Origin of the sequence: Streptomyces sp. HB132 (assembly GCF_016909575.1) — a bacterium.
Classification (GTDB): domain Bacteria; phylum Actinomycetota; class Actinomycetes; order Streptomycetales; family Streptomycetaceae; genus Streptomyces.
Genome location: NZ_JAFBGA010000001.1, coordinates 20,865 through 38,253, shown reverse-complemented (window position 1 = coordinate 38,253; position 17,389 = coordinate 20,865). Strand labels below are relative to the sequence as shown.

General features: G+C 68.7%; 18 protein-coding genes. 9 read left to right on the top strand and 9 right to left on the bottom strand.

From position 1 onward, the window contains the following. Positions 1-63 precede the first annotated feature (63 nt). The 7 genes from JOC24_RS00195 (at position 64) to pstB (ending at position 8,128) form a co-directional block, all read left to right on the top strand. Positions 64-2,310 carry an RNA degradosome polyphosphate kinase gene (locus JOC24_RS00195; RefSeq protein ID WP_205018022.1) on the top strand — a complete coding sequence of 749 codons (2,247 nt, stop codon included), beginning with the start codon at positions 64-66 and terminating at the stop codon, positions 2,308-2,310. Next, positions 2,297-3,286 carry a CHAD domain-containing protein gene (locus tag JOC24_RS00190; protein ID WP_205018021.1) on the top strand — a complete coding sequence of 330 codons (990 nt, stop codon included), beginning with the start codon at positions 2,297-2,299 and terminating at the stop codon, positions 3,284-3,286. Before JOC24_RS00195 ends, JOC24_RS00190 begins: the two co-directional genes overlap by 14 nt. Continuing rightward, positions 3,283-3,711, top strand: coding sequence for an NUDIX hydrolase (locus JOC24_RS00185; RefSeq protein ID WP_205018020.1), 429 nt, complete (start codon positions 3,283-3,285; stop codon positions 3,709-3,711). The genes JOC24_RS00190 and JOC24_RS00185 overlap by 4 nt, the downstream gene beginning before the upstream one ends. A 272-nt stretch (positions 3,712-3,983) precedes the next feature. After that, the gene (gene pstS / locus JOC24_RS00180; protein ID WP_205018019.1) at positions 3,984-5,117 is read left to right on the top strand and encodes a phosphate ABC transporter substrate-binding protein PstS; all 1,134 of its coding nucleotides are present in this window, start codon (positions 3,984-3,986) and stop codon (positions 5,115-5,117) included. Positions 5,118-5,246: 129 nt separating this feature from the next. Next, positions 5,247-6,239, top strand: coding sequence for a phosphate ABC transporter permease subunit PstC (pstC, locus tag JOC24_RS00175; protein WP_205018018.1), 993 nt, complete (start codon positions 5,247-5,249; stop codon positions 6,237-6,239). Continuing rightward, on the top strand, positions 6,236-7,324 hold the full coding sequence (gene pstA, locus JOC24_RS00170; protein ID WP_205018017.1) for a phosphate ABC transporter permease PstA: 1,089 nt from the start codon (positions 6,236-6,238) through the stop codon (positions 7,322-7,324). The genes pstC and pstA overlap by 4 nt, the downstream gene beginning before the upstream one ends. 27 nt (positions 7,325-7,351) lie before the next feature. Next, complete coding sequence (gene pstB / locus JOC24_RS00165; RefSeq protein WP_031093589.1) at positions 7,352-8,128, top strand: phosphate ABC transporter ATP-binding protein PstB; 777 nt, start codon at positions 7,352-7,354, stop codon at positions 8,126-8,128. 243 nt (positions 8,129-8,371) lie between these two features. Here the strand turns inward: pstB and JOC24_RS00160 are convergent, their stop codons facing one another. Both JOC24_RS00160 and JOC24_RS00155 read right to left on the bottom strand, forming a co-directional pair. After that, the gene (locus JOC24_RS00160) at positions 8,372-9,370 is read right to left on the bottom strand and encodes an inorganic phosphate transporter (RefSeq protein WP_205018016.1); all 999 of its coding nucleotides are present in this window, start codon (positions 9,368-9,370) and stop codon (positions 8,372-8,374) included. Positions 9,371-9,375: 5 nt separating this feature from the next. Beyond that, entirely contained in the window at positions 9,376-9,996 is a 621-nt protein-coding gene (locus JOC24_RS00155) for a DUF47 domain-containing protein (RefSeq protein WP_205018015.1), read from the bottom strand. Between the two features lie 221 nt (positions 9,997-10,217). On the opposite strand from JOC24_RS00155, the gene JOC24_RS00150 reads away from it, so the two are divergent. Beyond that, positions 10,218-10,565: a metal-sensitive transcriptional regulator gene (locus JOC24_RS00150; RefSeq protein WP_239579321.1), complete on the top strand. Its 348-nt coding sequence runs from the start codon at positions 10,218-10,220 to the stop codon at positions 10,563-10,565. Positions 10,566-10,643: 78 nt separating this feature from the next. On the opposite strand, the gene JOC24_RS00145 is transcribed toward JOC24_RS00150, so the two are convergent. Both JOC24_RS00145 and JOC24_RS00140 read right to left on the bottom strand, forming a co-directional pair. Beyond that, the gene (locus tag JOC24_RS00145; protein ID WP_205018014.1) at positions 10,644-10,853 is read right to left on the bottom strand and encodes a hypothetical protein; all 210 of its coding nucleotides are present in this window, start codon (positions 10,851-10,853) and stop codon (positions 10,644-10,646) included. 99 nt (positions 10,854-10,952) lie between these two features. After that, complete coding sequence (locus JOC24_RS00140; RefSeq protein ID WP_205018013.1) at positions 10,953-11,852, bottom strand: SCO4651 family lipoprotein; 900 nt, start codon at positions 11,850-11,852, stop codon at positions 10,953-10,955. 153 nt (positions 11,853-12,005) lie between these two features. On the opposite strand from JOC24_RS00140, the gene JOC24_RS00135 reads away from it, so the two are divergent. Next, the gene (locus tag JOC24_RS00135; RefSeq protein ID WP_205018012.1) at positions 12,006-12,188 is read left to right on the top strand and encodes a hypothetical protein; all 183 of its coding nucleotides are present in this window, start codon (positions 12,006-12,008) and stop codon (positions 12,186-12,188) included. Positions 12,189-12,357: 169 nt separating this feature from the next. On the opposite strand, the gene JOC24_RS00130 is transcribed toward JOC24_RS00135, so the two are convergent. The 5 genes from JOC24_RS00130 to JOC24_RS00110 form a co-directional block, all read right to left on the bottom strand. Continuing rightward, positions 12,358-13,089, bottom strand: coding sequence for a phosphatase PAP2 family protein (locus JOC24_RS00130; RefSeq protein WP_205018011.1), 732 nt, complete (start codon positions 13,087-13,089; stop codon positions 12,358-12,360). Positions 13,090-13,390: 301 nt separating this feature from the next. Next, positions 13,391-14,380 carry a C40 family peptidase gene (locus tag JOC24_RS00125; protein WP_307792624.1) on the bottom strand — a complete coding sequence of 330 codons (990 nt, stop codon included), beginning with the start codon at positions 14,378-14,380 and terminating at the stop codon, positions 13,391-13,393. A 115-nt stretch (positions 14,381-14,495) separates the two neighbouring features. Then, positions 14,496-14,729, bottom strand: coding sequence for a hypothetical protein (locus JOC24_RS33935; RefSeq protein ID WP_307792605.1), 234 nt, complete (start codon positions 14,727-14,729; stop codon positions 14,496-14,498). Between the two features lie 296 nt (positions 14,730-15,025). Further along, the gene (locus JOC24_RS00115; RefSeq protein ID WP_239579319.1) at positions 15,026-16,678 is read right to left on the bottom strand and encodes an alpha/beta hydrolase; all 1,653 of its coding nucleotides are present in this window, start codon (positions 16,676-16,678) and stop codon (positions 15,026-15,028) included. A 122-nt stretch (positions 16,679-16,800) separates the two neighbouring features. Next, complete coding sequence (locus JOC24_RS00110) at positions 16,801-17,178, bottom strand: hypothetical protein (protein WP_205018007.1); 378 nt, start codon at positions 17,176-17,178, stop codon at positions 16,801-16,803. Between the last annotated feature and the right edge of the window lie 211 nt (positions 17,179-17,389).

The following is a 17,389-nucleotide window of genomic DNA, read 5'->3' as shown; positions in this document are numbered from 1 at the left end:
TCTTCCGCGATCTTTACGGGCTCCGACGCGCCTGAGGAGCCGAAGACGCGGAAGAATAGGTCCATGAGCCAGCAGCCCAGCTCCGAGGTTCCGGTCCAGCCCGCCCAGCCGTCGGTCGGCTCCCTCGCCGCCCACCGGCCGCACGCCGTCGCGGGCTCCGTGCCCTCAGGCCTGTCCACAGCCGCCGACCTGGACCCCGACCTGGACAACGACCCGGACGCCTACGAGCCCGGTTCGCCGGACGACGAGCTGCCGCAGGGCCGCTTCCTCGACCGGGAGCGCAGTTGGCTCGCGTTCAACGAACGCGTCCTGGAGCTGGCCGAGGACCCCACCACACCGCTACTCGAACGGGCTAATTTCCTCGCCATCTTCGCCTCGAACCTGGACGAGTTCTTCATGGTCCGGGTCGCCGGACTCAAGCGCCGCATCGCGACCGGCGTCGCCACCCGCTCCGCGTCCGGGCTCCAGCCCCGCGAGGTCCTCGACCTGATCTGGACCCGCTCCCGCGAGCTCATGGCCCGCCACGCCGCCTGCTACCAGCAGGACGTCGCTCCCGCACTGTCCGACGAGGGCATCCAGCTGGTCCGCTGGCCCGATCTGACCGAGAAGGAACAGGCCCGCCTCTTCACCTTCTTCCGCCAGCGGGTCTTCCCCGTGCTGACCCCGCTGGCCGTCGACCCGGCGCACCCGTTCCCGTACATCTCCGGGCTGTCGCTCAACCTCGCCGTCGTCGTGCGCAACCCCGTCAGCGGCCACCGGCACTTCGCCCGCGTCAAGGTGCCGCCGCTGCTCACCCGCTTCCTGGAGGCCTCCCCGCAGCGGTACGTCCCGATAGAGGACATCATCGCGGCACACCTCGAGGAGCTCTTCCCGGGCATGGAGGTCCTCGCCCACCACATGTTCCGGGTCACCAGGAACGAGGACCTGGAGGTCGAGGAGGACGACACCGAGAACCTGCTCCAGGCACTGGAGAAGGAGCTCATGCGGCGCCGCTTCGGCCCGCCGGTCCGCCTGGAGGTCGAGGAGTCCATCGACCCGTACGTCCTGGACCTGCTGGTGCGCGAGCTGAAGATCTCCGAGACCGAGCTCTACCCGCTGCCGGGCCCGCTCGACCTCACCGGGCTGTTCGGCATCGCGTCGCTGGACCGGCCCGAGCTGAAGTACCCGAAGTTCGTCGCCGGCACCCACCGCGACCTCGCCGAGGTCGAATCGGCCTCCGCGCCCGACATCTTCGCCGCCCTGCGCGAGCGCGACGTGCTGCTGCACCACCCGTACGACTCCTTCTCCACCTCCGTCCAGGCCTTCCTGGAACAGGCGGCGGGCGACCCGGACGTCCTCGCGATCAAGCAGACCCTGTACCGGACCTCGGGCGACTCCCCGATAGTCGACGCCCTGATCGACGCGGCGGAATCCGGCAAGCAGGTCCTCGTCCTCGTCGAGATCAAGGCCCGCTTCGACGAGCAGGCCAACATCAAGTGGGCCCGGAAGCTGGAGGAGTCCGGCTGCCACGTCGTCTACGGCCTCGTCGGGCTCAAGACCCACTGCAAGCTGTCGCTCGTCGTCCGCCAGGAGGGCGACACACTGCGCCGCTACTCCCACGTCGGCACCGGCAACTACCACCCCAAGACGGCGCGGCTCTACGAGGACCTCGGCCTGCTGACCGCCGACCCGCAGGTCGGGGCCGACCTCTCCGACCTCTTCAACCGGCTCTCCGGCTACTCCCGCCGCGAGACCTATCGCCGGCTGCTGGTCGCCCCGAAGTCCCTGCGCGACGGGCTGGTCGCCCGCATCAACAAGGAGATCACCCACCACCGCGCGGGCCGGCCGGCGTACGTACGCTTCAAGGTCAACTCCATGGTCGACGAAGCGGTCATCGACGCCTGCTACCGGGCGGGCCAGGCCGGGGTACCGGTCGACATCTGGGTACGAGGCATCTGCGCCATCCGCCCCGGGGTCAACGGCCTCTCCGAGAACATCCGGGTCCGCTCCATACTGGGCCGCTTCCTCGAACACTCCCGGGTCTTCGCCTTCGGCAACGGCGGCGAGCCCGAAGTGTGGTTCGGGAGCGCCGACATGATGCACCGTAACCTCGACCGCCGGATCGAAGCACTGGTCCGCGTCACCGACCCCGCGCATCGCGCCGCCCTCAGCAGGCTCCTGGAAACAGGCATGTCCGACACCACCACCTCCTGGCACCTGGGCCCCGACGGAAACTGGACCCGGCACTCCACGGACGCGGACGGGCAGCCGCTGCGGCACGTACAAGAGATGCTCATCGAAGCCCGGAGGCGCCGGCGTGCGACGCCCTGACCACCAGACGACCCTCTCCGCGGAAGCGGTCCTCGCGCCCTACCTGCGCGAACAGGCCTCCTGCTTCCTACGGGGCCTGCGACTGCACCGCGAACACAGCGCCCCGGGGGACGCGGGCACGCAGCGCGCCGACGAGGCCGTCCGCGCGCTGCGCCGAGCGGCACGCCGGATCAGCGGCACGCTGCACACCTTCCGGGGAACACTCGAACCGGCCTGGGCCGACCAACTCCGCGCCGAGCTGGCCTGGCTCTCCGGAACCCTCGCCCGCGAACACGCCTACGCCACCAGGCTCGCCCGGCTCCTGGAGGCACTGCACCAGCTCTCCGGCACCTCGCTCCCCTCGGCCCGGGCATCCACGGAGGCCGGTGCGACCGAGAGCGACAAGGAGCGGGCCGCACTCGGCGTCGGCGCCGCCCGGGCCGGAGCGCTGCTGGAACGCCGGCTTACCCTCGCCAGGACCCGCGCCCACTCGGCGGCTCTCCAGGCGCTCGGCTCCTCCCGCTTCCACGCCGTCGCCGACGCCGTCGCGCTGCTCGCCTCCGAGGTCCCCCTGACGTCCACGGCCGCCGAACCGGCGGAAGGGGTGCTGCACGACCCGGCAGGGCTGGCCGAGCAGCGGATGCTGGACGCGGTGGCCGCGCTGCCGCCCGACGAGGCGGTGGAGCCGTACAACGAGGCCCACGACGCGCTCTGGCACCAGGCCCGGCGTCTGCTGCGGCTGCACCGGTACGCCCACGAGATGCTGCGGGGCTCCCCCGACCCGGCCCTCGGCGGCCCCGGTCACGCGCTGGACCTGCACCGTGACGCGGCGGAGGCAGCGGCGGCAGCGGCGGCGGCGGCGCGCACCCCGCGCATCGCCCCCGCGACGGCGTACGCCCTGGGAGTGCTCCACGCCGACCAGCGGCACGAGGTGGAGGCCGCGCGCAGCGTGTTCCGCGAGACCTGGCCGTACGCGACGGCCGTGACCGTGCCATGAGCGACCTCGTCCTGGCGGCGGGCTGCGTGCTCTGGCGCAGGTCCCCGGACGGCGACGGCATGGAGATCTGTCTGGTCCACAGACCCCGCTACGACGACTGGTCGTTTCCGAAAGGCAAGCTGAAGCGTGGCGAGACGGCGCTGGAGGCCGCCCTGCGTGAGGTCCTGGAGGAGACGGGCCACCGCTGTGTGCCGGGCGCCGCCCTGCCGACCGCCCTGTACACGGCGAACGGGCGGCCCAAGGAGGTCAGCTACTGGGCGGCGGAGGCGACGGACGGCATGTTCGTCGCCAACGACGAGGTCGACCGGCTGGAGTGGCTCTCCCCCGCCGTGGCCCGGGCCCGCCTGAGCCGCCCCGGCGACCGCATCCAGCTGGACGCCTTCCTGCGCACCGGCCCGGCGGATTCAGGCCCTTCCCGCGACTGAGGGCGGAACCACGCAGTCCCTGGCCGGGGTGCGACACATGCTGCGTCTGCGCCCGGCCGCGGCCTCGGCGCGCCCTCGCCACGCCGCGTAGCACGCAGAACCAGCCCGCCCTACACGGTTCACCTGCCGTTCACTCTGCCCCGTAGGCCGCTTCACCTGTTCTGCCTAATTTCGGACGTACACGGTGCACGGCGCCAAGCCACCGCACCACCTCTCATCGCACGCCGCCCACCCCACCAGCCGCGGCGGCTCCTGGAAGGAACACCCCGAAAGTGAAGCTTCAGCGCAAGAACCGGCTTCGTGCCACCGCGCTCGGTGCCCTCGCCGTCTCCGGCGCCCTGGTCCTCACGGCGTGCGGTTCGGACGACAACACCGGCACCGGCGCGGACGGCGGCACGACGAGTGCCGCCGCGTCGGACATCAAGTGCGACGGCGCCAAGGGCCAGCTGCGTGCTTCCGGGTCCAGCGCCCAGAAGAACGCCATGGACCTGTGGGTCAAGAACTACATGGCCGCCTGTTCCGGCGTGGAGGTCAACTACAGCTCCTCCTCCTCCGGTGAGGGCATCGTCGCGTTCAACCAGGGCACCGTGGGCTTCGCCGGCTCCGACTCCGCCCTGAAGCCCGAAGAGGTCGCCGCGTCGAAGAAGATCTGCAAGACCGGCCAGGGCATCAACCTCCCGATGGTCGGCGGCCCGATCGCGGTCGGCTTCCACCTGGAGGGCGTCGACAAGCTCACCCTGGACGCCTCCACGCTCGCCAAGATCTTCGACACCAAGATCAAGAAGTGGAACGACCCGGCGATCGCCGCGCTCAACGAGGGCGTCAAGCTGCCGGACAAGGCCATTCAGGCCTTCCACCGCTCCGAGGACTCCGGCACCACGCAGAACCTCGGCAAGTACCTGAACGCCGCGGCCCCGAGCGACTGGAAGTACGAGGCCGAGAAGAAGTGGCCGGCCCCCGGTGGCCAGGCCGCGTCCGGCTCCTCCGGCATCGCCTCCCAGGTGAAGGCCGTCGACGGCTCCATCGGTTACTTCGAGCTCTCCTACGCCGCCTCGCAGGACATCACCACCGTCGGCATCGACACCGGTGGCGCCGCTCCGGTCGAGGCCACCTCGGAGAACGCCTCCAAGGCCATCGCCGCCGCCAAGGTCAAGGGCACCGGCAAGGACCTGGCGCTCGACCTCGACTACACCACCAAGGCCGAGGGCGCCTACCCGCTGGTCCTGGTGACCTACGAGGTCGTCTGCGACACCGGCAACAAGGCCGAGACCCTCGGAACGGTCAAGTCCTTCCTGAACTACACCTCCTCCGCGGACGGCCAGAAGGTCCTGACCGAGGCCGGCTACGCCCCGATCCCCGAGGCGATCAACGCCAAGGTCCGCGAGACCGTCGCCGGCCTCTCGTAACCCTCCACCGCGACACGCACACAGGTGCGGGCCGGTCCGGCGCACTCCTCCGGACCGGCCCCACCACCCGACCATCCGGTGCACCGCCGCCAGGGGAGCCTCCGCTCCCCCACACAGACCGGAAAGACCATGGCTTCCACCACACCGCTCGACATCCCACCGGCTCCGCCGGTCACGCGCGGCCGCCCCAAGTCCACCGGGCGCGCCGGCGACAAGATCTTCCTGGGTCTCTCGCGGGGCTCGGGCATCCTGCTGCTCGTGCTCATGGCGTCGATCGCCGTGTTCCTCAGCTACCGCGCCGTCATCGCCATATCGAAGGACGAGGGCAACTTCCTCACCACCTTCGACTGGAACCCGGCCGGCGACCCCCCGGTCTTCGGCATCGCGGTCCTGCTCTTCGGCACGGTCGTCAGCTCGATCATCGCGATGCTCATCGCGGTTCCGATCGCTGTCGGCATCGCCCTGTTCATCTCGCACTACGCGCCGCGCAAGCTGGCAGCCCCCCTCGCGTACGTCATCGACCTGCTCGCGGCGGTGCCCAGCATCGTCTACGGCATCTGGGGCGCCCTCGTCCTCGTCCCGTACCTGGAGGGGCTGAACCTCTGGCTCGACCAGTTCTTCGGCTGGACGTACATCTTCGAGAAGACCGAGGTCGGCGTCGCCCGCTCGCTCTTCACCGTCGGCGTCCTGCTCGCGATCATGATCCTGCCGATCGTGACCAGCGTCAGCCGCGAGGTCTTCCTCCAGGTTCCGAAGATGAACGAGGAGGCCGCGCTCGCCCTCGGCGCCACCCGCTGGGAGGTCATCCGGCTCTCGGTACTGCCCTTCGGCCGCTCCGGCATCATCTCGGCCTCGATGCTCGGCCTCGGCCGCGCGCTCGGCGAGACGATGGCGGTCGCCACGGTGCTCTCGCCGAGCTTCCTCATCTCGCTGCACGTGCTCAATCCGGGCGGCGGGACCTTCGCCCAGAACATCGCGGCCAAGTTCGGTGAGGCGGACGAATTCGGGCGCGACGCCCTGATCGCCTCGGGCCTCGTCCTCTTCGTCCTCACCCTGCTGGTCAACGGCGCGGCCCGGCTCATCATCGCCCGCCGCAAGGAGTACTCGGGGGCCAACGCATGACCCACGCCACCACCACCGACGTCCAGGACAAGCGTCCGCAGACCTCGCCGGAACCCGGCAAGCCCGGCCTCAGCAGCCGCAGCCTCCCCCGCTGGGCCCCCCTCGGCTTCGCCGTCGTGTCGATCGCCCTCGGGGTCGGCGTCTCCCTGGCAGCCGGCTGGCACAGCCGCGTCCAGTGGGGCATGATCTCGGCCCTGCTCTTCCTGGTCCTCTCGTACGTCGCGACGACCGTGGTCGAGAACAAGCGCCAGGCCAAGGACCGGCTCGCCACCAGCATCGTCTGGGTGTGCTTCCTGGTCGCCGTCGTCCCGCTCGCCTCGCTGCTCTGGACCACGATCAGCCGCGGCTCCCAGCGTCTCGACGGCTACTTCCTCACCCACTCGATGGCCGGGGTACTCGGCTCCGAGGACAGCGGCGGTGTCTACCACGCCCTGATCGGCACCCTGGAACAGGTCGGGATCGCCACCGTGATCTCCGCCCCGCTCGGGCTCCTGACCGCGGTCTACCTGGTCGAGTACGGCAAGGGCACCCTCGCCAAGGCCGTGACCTTCTTCGTGGACGTCATGACGGGCATCCCGTCCATCGTGGCCGGTCTGTTCATCCTGTCGATCATGCTGATCGCAAAGCTGGAGCCGTCCGGTCTGATGGGCGCCCTGGCCCTGACGATCCTGATGATCCCCGTGGTGGTCCGCTCCACCGAGGAGATGCTCAAGCTCGTCCCCAACGAGCTCCGCGAGGCGTCCCTCGCGCTCGGCATCCCGAAGTGGCGCACCATCCTGAAGGTGGTCCTGCCCACCGCGATCGGCGGCATCACGACGGGCGTCATGCTCGCCATCGCCCGCATCGCGGGAGAGACGGCACCGATCATCCTCCTGGTCTTCGGCAGCCAGCTGATCAACACGAACCCCTTCGAAGGCGCCCAGTCCTCGCTGCCGTTCTACATCTACGAGCAGTACAAGATCGGCGAGGCCGCGTCCTACGACCGCGCCTGGGCCGCCGCCCTGGTGCTGATCGCCTTCGTCATGATCCTCAATCTGGTGGCCCGCGGCATCGCCCGCTGGAAGGCCCCCAAGTCCGGCCGCTGAGGCCACGCAGAAAGCAGTTGATTCCACATGGCCAAGCGCATCGACATCAGCGGCCTCACCGCCTACTACGGCTCCCACAAGGCCATCGAGGACATCTCGATGACCGTGGAGCCCCGCTCCGTCACCGCCTTCATCGGCCCGTCCGGCTGCGGCAAGTCCACCTTCCTCCGCACCCTGAACCGCATGCACGAGGTCACCCCCGGTGGCCGTGTCGAGGGCAAGGTGCTGCTGGACGACGAGAACCTGTACGGCTCCGGCGTCGACCCCGTCACCGTGCGCCGCACGGTCGGCATGGTCTTCCAGCGCCCTAACCCCTTCCCGACCATGTCGATCTTCGACAACGTCGCGGCCGGGCTGCGGCTGAACGGCTCCTACCGCAAGAGCCAGCTGTCGGACATCGTCGAGAAGTCCCTCAAGGGCGCCAACCTCTGGAACGAGGTCAAGGACCGCCTGAACAAGCCGGGCTCCGGCCTCTCCGGCGGCCAGCAGCAGCGTCTGTGCATCGCCCGCGCGATCGCGGTCGAGCCGGACGTGCTGCTGATGGACGAGCCGTGCTCCGCGCTCGACCCGATCTCGACCCTCGCCATCGAGGACCTGATCGGCGAGCTGAAGGAGCGCTTCACGATCGTCATCGTGACGCACAACATGCAGCAGGCGGCACGCGTCTCGGACCGTACGGCCTTCTTCAACCTCTCCGCGGTCGGCAAGCCCGGCCGGCTCATCGAGATCGACGAGACGGAACGGATCTTCTCCAACCCGTCGGTCCAGGCGACCGAGGACTACATCTCCGGCCGCTTCGGATAAGCAGGACCCGCACGGACCGGCTTCGTGCGAGCACGATCCTCACAAGCAGGATCCGGACGAGCGGGCCTCGTGCGAGCACGATCCGGACAACCACAGACGGCCTTGGGGTGCTGCATGGCGGTGCCACCACAAGGCAAAGGGTCCGCCCCCGCTCTCCACAGGAGAGCAGGGGCGGACCCATTTTCCGTACGATGTCGCCCGGTCGGGCAGTGGATCGGCAGGGCTCGTCGGGGGCGGCAGGACTCAGCCGAAGAGCAGTACGACGACCCCGTAGCTGAGCGCGGCCACCAGTGCCGCGGCCGGCATCGTGATGAACCACCCCAGGATGATGTTCTTGGCCACTCCCCAGCGGACCGCGTTCACCCGCTTCGTGGCGCCGACACCCATGATCGCCGAGGTGATCACGTGAGTCGTGGAGATCGGTGCGTGGAACAGGAAGGCCGAGCCGAACATGATCGAGGCGCCGGTCGTCTCGGCGGCGAAGCCCTGCGGCGGGTCCAGCTCGATGATCTTGCGGCCGAGCGTGCGCATGATGCGCCAGCCACCCGCGTACGTCCCGAGGGACAGCATCGCCGCACAGGCGATCTTCACCCAGACCGGGATCTCGTCGTTCGGGCCCTCGACATCGGCGATGACCAGGGCCATCACCACGATGCCCATCGTCTTCTGGGCGTCCTGCAGACCGTGACCGAGTGCCATGCCCGCCGCCGAAACCGTCTGGGCGATGCGGAAGCCGCGCTTGGCCTTATGAGGGTTGGTCTTCCGGAATATCCACATGATCCCGACCATCACCAGATAGCCGACGACCAGCCCGATGACCGGAGAGAGGAACATCGGGATGACGATCTTGGACAGCACCCCGTCCCAGTGCACCATCGTCCCGCCGGCCAGCGCCGCACCGACCATGCCGCCGAAAAGGGCGTGCGAGGACGAGGACGGCAGACCGTAGTACCAGGTGACGAGGTTCCAGATGATCGCGCCGACCAGCGCCGCGAAGAGGATTCCCATCCCCTTCTGGCCCTCGGGCGTGGCGATCAGCCCTTCACTGACGGTCTTGGCGACCCCCTGGCCCAGGAAGGCACCTGCGAGGTTCATCACAGCGGCCATCGCCAGAGCCGCACGCGGGGTCAGCGCCCGGGTGGAGACCGAGGTGGCGATGGCGTTCGCCGAGTCGTGGAAGCCGTTCGTATACGTGAAGCCGAGCGCGACACCGATGGTCACGATCAGCGCAAAGGTGTCCACGAGGTTCAGGACTCCTTGACCGCGATGGTCTCCACGGTGTTGGCGACGTGCTCGAACGCATCAGCCGCCTCTTCCAGCACGTCCACGATCTGCTTGAGCTTCAGCACGTCCATGGCTTCGTACTTGCCGTTGAAGAGCTGGGCCAGCAGCTTGCGGTGGATCTGGTCGGCCTGGTTCTCCAGGCGGTTGACCTCGATCCAGTACTCGGTGAGGTTGTCCATGGTCCGCAGACTCGGCATGGCCTCGGCGGTCAGTTCCGCCGCCCGGGCCAGGACCTCGATCTGCTGCTCGACACCCTTCGGGAGCTCGTCGATCTGGTACAGCACGACCAGGTCGACGGCCTCCTCCATGAAGTCCATGATGTCGTCGAGCGACGACGCGAGGTTGTAGATGTCCTCGCGGTCGAACGGCGTGATGAAGGAGGAGTTCAGCTGGTGGAAGATCGCGTGGGTGGCATCGTCCCCCGCGTGCTCCGCTGCCCGCATACGCTCCGCGATCTCGACTCGGGAGGCAGAATCCGCCCCGAGCAGTTCCATGAGGAGCTTCGAGCCCGTGACGATGTTGTCCGCGGAGGCGGAAAACATGTCGTAGAAGCTCGTCTCCCTGGGGGTCAGACGAAAGCGCACGTGGGGTCCTCGGGGTGCTTTGGATTCGGTCAGGCTGATGCTAGGCGCATCATCCGGCCACGGCTAACCGGCGTTCTTCAGTGTCGCGCATCGGGCACAGTGATCAGCACGGCCCCCCGGTCACGTTTCGGCTGGATTCGTTACGATATACCCGGCAGGGGTATGCAGACGGTACAGAACGGCACGCTTTCCGCAGGCCAAGAGGACAACGGGAGGACCCCATGACCAGCACCGAGGCCACCGACGCAGTCGGCACGGAAGCGGTCGTCACCGACCACGACCGCGGCATCCACGGTTACCACCACCAGAAGGAGGAGCACCTCAAGCGCCTGCGCCGCATCGAGGGACAGATCCGCGGCCTCCAGCGGATGGTGGACGAGGACGTCTACTGCATCGACATACTCACCCAGGTCTCGGCGTCCACGAAGGCCCTGCAGTCCTTCGCGCTCCAGCTGCTGGAAGAGCATTTGCGCCACTGTGTCGCGGATGCGGCACTCAAGGGCGGTGAGGAGATCGACGCGAAGGTCGAGGAAGCCACCAAGGCGATCGCCCGCCTGCTGCGCACCTGACAGCGGGACGAACCGGCGACCGCCCTCGCCCACCCGCACCGCACACCGCACCACCGGGGAGGGGCGCGGAAGTCCAGGTCATCCCCGGTGGCGGACCTGCCGGGGGATCGTCGGCGACTGCTCGGCGGCATCCGATCCGACGTTGAGCACCTCGTCGATGCGGTCGGGACTCAGCCGGTCCTCGCGTGCGTCCGCCGCCGCGATCATGAGCTCGCCGCAGAGTTCGATCTCGGCGAGGGCCACACAGTCCTGAGCGTTCGGAGCGCTGAGCGTCACCACCTGCGTCACCTCTCTCTGCTGTCGTCGACTCCTGGCGCACCGACTCCCTAGCGTAGGGAGCGCGGTACGCGCCGCGCATGGCACGGACGGACCATTTCGACCCCCTCCCTACGGCGCTTCCGGGCCACTCCGGCCCTGCTGGACACGCCCCGTGTAGATGTCCGCCTCGCGGGGCAGCTCCACGGAGACCGGCACCCCGAAGCCGTACAGCAGCATCGTCGACACCACCGCGACCGCCGGCCCCTCGGTCGCGAACGTGAAGTGGTGGCGCACCTTCCGCAACAGGCCCTCGTCGTCCAGATAGGCGTCGAAGGGCACGGCGTCCGTGCTGAACCCCTTCGCTGCGGCGGCCAGCGCCCCGCGCGAGGACGGCGAGGCCCCGCGTGCCGCCCTCCCGAGGTCCGCGACTCCCCGGTAGTGCCGCACCGCCACACCGGCCAGCTCCGTCCGCCCGACGTACGTCACCTCGCCCGCCCCCCTGAGCAATTCGGCGGCGGCAGTCGGATCGGTCACACCGCCGGTGACCAGATTGCCGTCCTCCAGGGCCGATGTGTCGATACGCACCCACTTGTCCGCGGGCACCCCGGCACCACGGTTCTTCATGTAGAGCGCACCGGGGGCGAGCAGTTCCGTGATCGGCAGGTGCTCGTCGGTCCCGGCGGCGTCCTTCGGCAGGACGACCTTGATCCGGCCCAGCTGCTCCCGGAAGTCGTACACCCCCTGCCCCCGGATCGTCACCCGGGTCCCTCCGGCCGCGGTCTCCATCGACGTACGCGCCTCGGCGCTGCCCGCGCCGACCAGCTCCTCGGCCGCCCGCCGGAGCACGGCGGCCGGGGAGCCGGCGCCGTGTGCGCCGGCCACGGTCTGCCGGCCGCCACTCCCGTCACCGCCACCCACGCCTCCGGGGCCCGCACCGGCGCATCCGGTGCCCAGCGCCATCACACCCGCCACGGCCAGGGCGCACACAGCCAGTGCCCCGCCTCCGGACCTCTGCTGCTGCACCACCATCGCCTGCCAACCCCCAACGACGTACACGTGAACGAGTTCCGGCCTGCTTCGCCTAACGACGGCCGGGGCGCCTCGTCACGCCGCACGGCCCACTCCGGACGCCGATCGGCCCACTCCCCGACCGCCGAACGGCGTGCCCGGTACCGTGGACACGTGCATCAGGACCCCTCGGACTCCCCCGTCCACAGCCCCGGCCCGGCACACAGCACCACGACCGTCGAACGGGGCTCGTTCTGTCTGGCCCGGTGCAGCTGCGGCTGGTCCGGCGCCGCCCGACGGTCCCGCGACCGGGCCCGCACCGACGCGCAGGAACACAGCACCACCCTGGACCGCTGAGCCGCCGCACCGCTCGCGGAAGGGCTTCCGGGCACCGCTCGCGTAAGGGATCCGGCGGGCGGGACGCGTGAGCTGGGCCGGGCATGCGCGACCGGGCGCAGGCGGTACCCGGACATGCGTGAGGGGTGCCCCTCGTGGGACACCCCTCACATCGTCGAACCCGACGCTCCTACGCGGCGAGATCCCTGTCGCCCGGCGCACTGCCACGACCGGAACCCGAACTCGGCTCGGGAATCCCGAGCGACTCACCCCGGCCGTCGGCGTCGGCGCCGGCCCCGCCCGCCCGGACGAGCCAGCCGACCGCTCCGACACGGGCCACCGCGCCCACCAGGGGCGTCAGCAGCATCATCGCGAGCGGGGCGAGCAGCAGAGCCACCGCAGTACCGAGAGCGAAGCCGCCGATCACGTCGGTCGGATAGTGGACGCCCATGTAGACGCGGCAGAAGCCCTCCAGAAGGGCCAACGCGATCGCCACCAGGCCGAACTTCCTGTTGGCCACGAAGAGCCCCACCGCGATCGCCATCGCCATCGTCGCGTGGTCACTCACGAAGGAGAAGTCCGTCTTGCCCTCGACCAGGACTTCGAGCCCCTTGTGGTCGAAGAACGGTCGGGGCCTCTCCACGAAGCCGCGGATCGGGATGTTGATGAGCAACGCGATCCCGGCGGCCAAGGGCGCCCACACGAGCCCGGCAACCGCCGTCACCGAGTCCTCGGTCGTCCCGCGTCGGCGCACGCTCCACCAGCACCACAGGGCCACCAGGACCATGGCGAACATGATCCCGAACTCACCGACGAACCCCATGACCTCGTCGAACCAGGTCGGAGCGGCCTTCGCCAGCCCATTGATGTCGTAGAGCAGGCTGACATCGGGGTTCGACCCATCGAGTGCGAGTCCAGCCATCTGCCGCGGCCCCTTGCCTTGTCTGCTGCTGCGACGCACAACGGCGTGCGTCGCCTTGGTCTGACCCCCGTGGTCGGTGCGGATCCAGTGCCGCGCCACGCCATGATGCCGTCACGTCGGACTGCTCTGGGCAGACACGCATGGTCATGTGCGCATGCTGTCCCAGTCCAGGGAACGACGTGTCAGCTGCGTACGTTCCGTTCTCCACCGAATGATCACCATGACGTTATCGAAGAGTGACTCATCGTCGCAGCTCAGGGCCCGGGCTTCACGGAGAGTTCCGGCCACGGCCGACTACCCGTCAGCTTTCCGGGAGCGCCGTCGGGAGCGCTGCGGCCCCGTCCTTCGTGACCCTTGTCGCACCGAAGTAATCGGGGGTGTCGATCTTGTCGAACCGGATCACGGCGCCGGTGTACGGCGCGTTGATCATGTACCCACCACCGACGTAGAGGCCCACGTGCCGGATGGCCCGCGAGTTGTTCAGATCGTCCGAAAAGAACACCAGGTCGCCGGGGAGGAGCTCGTCCCGGGATGGGTGCGGCCCGGCGTTGTACTGGTCATTGGCCACCCGCGGCAGCTCGATGTCGACCGTGCGGTAGGCGGCCTGGGTCAGCCCGGAACAGTCGAACCTCCCGCCCTGGTCGGCAGTACCGTTCCCACCCCAGAGATACGGGGTGCCGAGCTTCTTCTGCGCGAAGTAGATGGCACCGGCGGCCTGTTGTGAGGGCTGCACCCGGCCGACCGGCTTGGCGAAGCTCTTCTCCAGGGAACGGATGATCTTGACGTAGTTCTGCGTCTCGCTGATCGAGGGGACCCCGTCCGACTGGATCACCCGGTAAGCCCCCGCGTTGTACGCGGCGAGCATGTTGTCGGTCGAGTCGCCCGGCACCTTCTTCACGTACCCGGCGAGCTCGCAGTCGTAGGACGCGGCGGACGGAATCGCGTCGGCCGGGTCCCAGACGTCGCGGTCCCCGTCCTTGTCCCCGTCGATACCGTGCGAGGCCCAGGTACCGGGGATGAACTGGGCGATGCCCTGAGCGGCGGCATGACTCTGGGCGCGCGGGTTCCAGCCACTTTCCTGGTACAACTGCGCGGCCAGGAGGGCCGGGTTGATGGCGGGACAGAGGTTGCCCCACTTCTCCACGAGAGGCTGATACCGCGCCGGCACGGCCCCCTTGGCCAGCCCGACGGCACCGCCCGCCCCGGAGATCCCGGCGGCGGCGGAGTACGTACCGACGACGAGCAGGGCGATGAAGCACAGGCCCAGCCCGATCCCACCGCCGAGGAACACCCAGTATTTCCGCACGCTCCAACCATCCCCCATTCGAGCGGGGTTCACGTCGCGATTCGCAGGTGTGTACGGGTGGATGGAGGCATGAAGGGGCGTCAGGGGCGGCTACGGGGGGTCAGGGGGCGCCGGCGGACCAGAAGGGTGAGCGGATGTTGGGGCGGGGGATGTGCTCCATACCCTCATAGGTGGGCGCGGTCGCCTGGGTGGTGGACTCCGCGACCTCGGACTCCTCGACGCAGGGGGTGTCGGCACGCAAGAACGCTTGCCCCTCGCCACCGAAGCGGAGGCTGACGGTGTACCCGTCCGCACTCCGTGCGTAGATCGCCGGGAATTCAACATCCTTATTCATGGCCTCGACCCGGTACCCCGTCTTCTGCAAGTACCTTTCCACGAGGCCGAGGAAATTACCTCGCCGCTCTGCCGAAATCACAGTCATGATCGTTCGCCTGCGCGACACATCACAGCTGCCCGTAGTTGTTGGCCCATGCGTCCACCTCACTTGCGGTTGGATTGACAGCAGCACACCATCAAGCATCCGGTCTGATCTCGCGGCCGCTTCCTGCATATTCATTTCGCGATTCCCTTCGCCGCCGCAGCCCACTACAACACCCAGAAGAAGTGTCAGCATCAAACACCAGGACGCCCTCAACGCGGCTCCTCCATATTGATCTTGTCAGCTTTTCCGGCCACAATGAGGGCAACACTGTCCGACGATAGAGAATTATCGCCATTGCGATCGAAATAGAGCGAGTGCGCTTCAAAGCCTCCGGTAAGCACCGAGGGCCCCGGGCTTGCCTGGAAGCGTCTCGCCCCGAACGCCTCGCTCGCGGGGTCCTTACCAAACCAGAGGTCGTCGTCGCCACGGTCCATCAGGCCACCCGCGATATATCCGATCGGCCCCGCAGCAACCCCCATATTCCCCTGCAGTTTGGACGGAGTCTTGGTCACCAAATCATTCTCGGCTGCACCTACAAATACATGGCTCTGACCTACCCCTAAATCCTCAGCGTGATCAACTCCCACACCCGGGCTTCCCACCAGAACAATGTCGTCCACACCTGGAATACCACCGTCTTGCTGGGTTGCGGCACCAACCGTGCGTGAACCATACGAATGGCCAATGGCCACCATATGCGGGTCATCATTTTCGTTCGAAGCCGCCAAGCCCTCCATAAATCCGTTCAGGGATCGGCCACCAGCCTCAGCTCTCTCATCTCCCATTACTGCCAGACTGTCCTTTCCGTCCAGAAGCTGCGGCGCGTCGTACCCAAGCCAAGCGACCATCGCACTCGACGAATCAATATCCCGGGTCGCAATCGCCGTGTCTCGGGCATGCTTCAAGTCATTCTTTGCGAACCCCTCATCCAGCGACGTGTTCAGCCCCGGCACATAGGCAGCCACATTCTTCGCCGTATCCGGATTCCCATAGGAGACAATCGCCCGACCATTTCCCTCATCGCTGATGCCCAGGAGGAACATCGGCGGCTCCCCGGGCTGCGCCCCCGCCCCCAACTGCCGGTCGATCTCCCGCAGTCCCGCCAACTGCGTCGCCGACTTCTCGTCGTCCCGCCCCTCCAGCTTGCCGATCAGCAGCTGCAGGTTGTCCCGGTTGGCCGCGTCGCGGACCAGTGCCGGGATGCCGTCCAGATTCCCGATCTGGTCCGGGTACACCGCGAGGTACTCCTCGCGGTGCTCCTGGGTCAGCCCCGCCCACCAGTCCCGCCGCTCCGCCGGAGACGCGTCATGCGGGATGGCGTCCTTGAGGTACGCCCCCGCCGCGTCGCGGACCTCCGCCGCATCGCCCGCCGCGTCCTTCCACGTGGAGTCGGGGACCTTCAGACCCTCCTCCGCCTTCAGCCGACGCAGGATGCCCGCATACCGCCAGTCGATCTCGGCCGCCGCCCGCACCGCCCCGGTCACCCGGTCCGCGATGTCCTGCGCCTTGGCCACGTTGGGGTTCGGCGCGACCAGGCCCGAGGGCGGCACCAGCCCCGGGGGTCCGCTCGACGTCGCCGTGCCGCCCGGCAGCGGAGCGCCGTCGACCAGCCCCTCGCCACCCGTCGGATACGTCACCGTCCCGTCCGCATGCACCGTGAACCTCAGCGCGGCCGCGTCGTCCAGCGCCTCCCTCAGCACCCGCTGCTGGGTCTTCATCTCGTGGGCCAGGGAGTTCAGGGTCGTACGGAGGAGGCCGCACTCGGTGTACACGTACTGGAAGTTCCGGCCGAGCTGTCGCAGGCGTGCGACCGCCGCCCGCGCGGCCTCGCCCTCCTGCGTGTCGCGGAGCCCGGTGAGCATGTGCTGCTCGATGCGGTCCCGCGCCGCGTCGGCCCGGTTACTCGACCTGCCCCACCCGTCGGCCGCACCTTCCAGCTCGGTGCATCTCAGATCCCGTAACTGGGCCCAGGTCAGAGTCGACGTCACCGCGCTTCGCCCTCGCACGGCATCACCGCGGTGAAGGACGACCGGACGGACTCGTTCGTCGCGCCCTGTGTACGTGCGACAGCCCGCAGCCCGGTCGCCAGGCTGCCGCACTCGCCCCGCGCCGCCTGGATTCGCCGCACCCAGGACTCCCGTACGGCCGCCAGCTCAGCCAGAGCGGTCAGCCGGCCCGCCCCCGCCATGAGGCCCTGATGCGCGAGATCCAACTCACCGCTCACCGGGCCCAGCTGGGTCACCAGTTCGTCCGCCCCGCCTGCGGCCCTCAGCCACGGACCGTCGCTGTGCCTCAGCCGCCGGCCGCAGTCACCCCCACCCGACGGCCCGGCCGGATCACTCAGCCCTCGCACCACAGTCACAGCGCTCACCCCGCTCGTAGATCACGGAGCGGCACTGTGCCAAACGCCAGTTACCGACACGCCGGGCTCACCGGCGGCAAGAGCCCGCACCCCCGCCTCCGCAAGGGCTGCGCCGCCCCCGGCATCACCCGAACGGGACCGGCGGACCGAGGTGGTCGATTTCCCCCGGACGGATGGTTTACGAGGTTCTGTCCACGCGCTCCGCGTAACG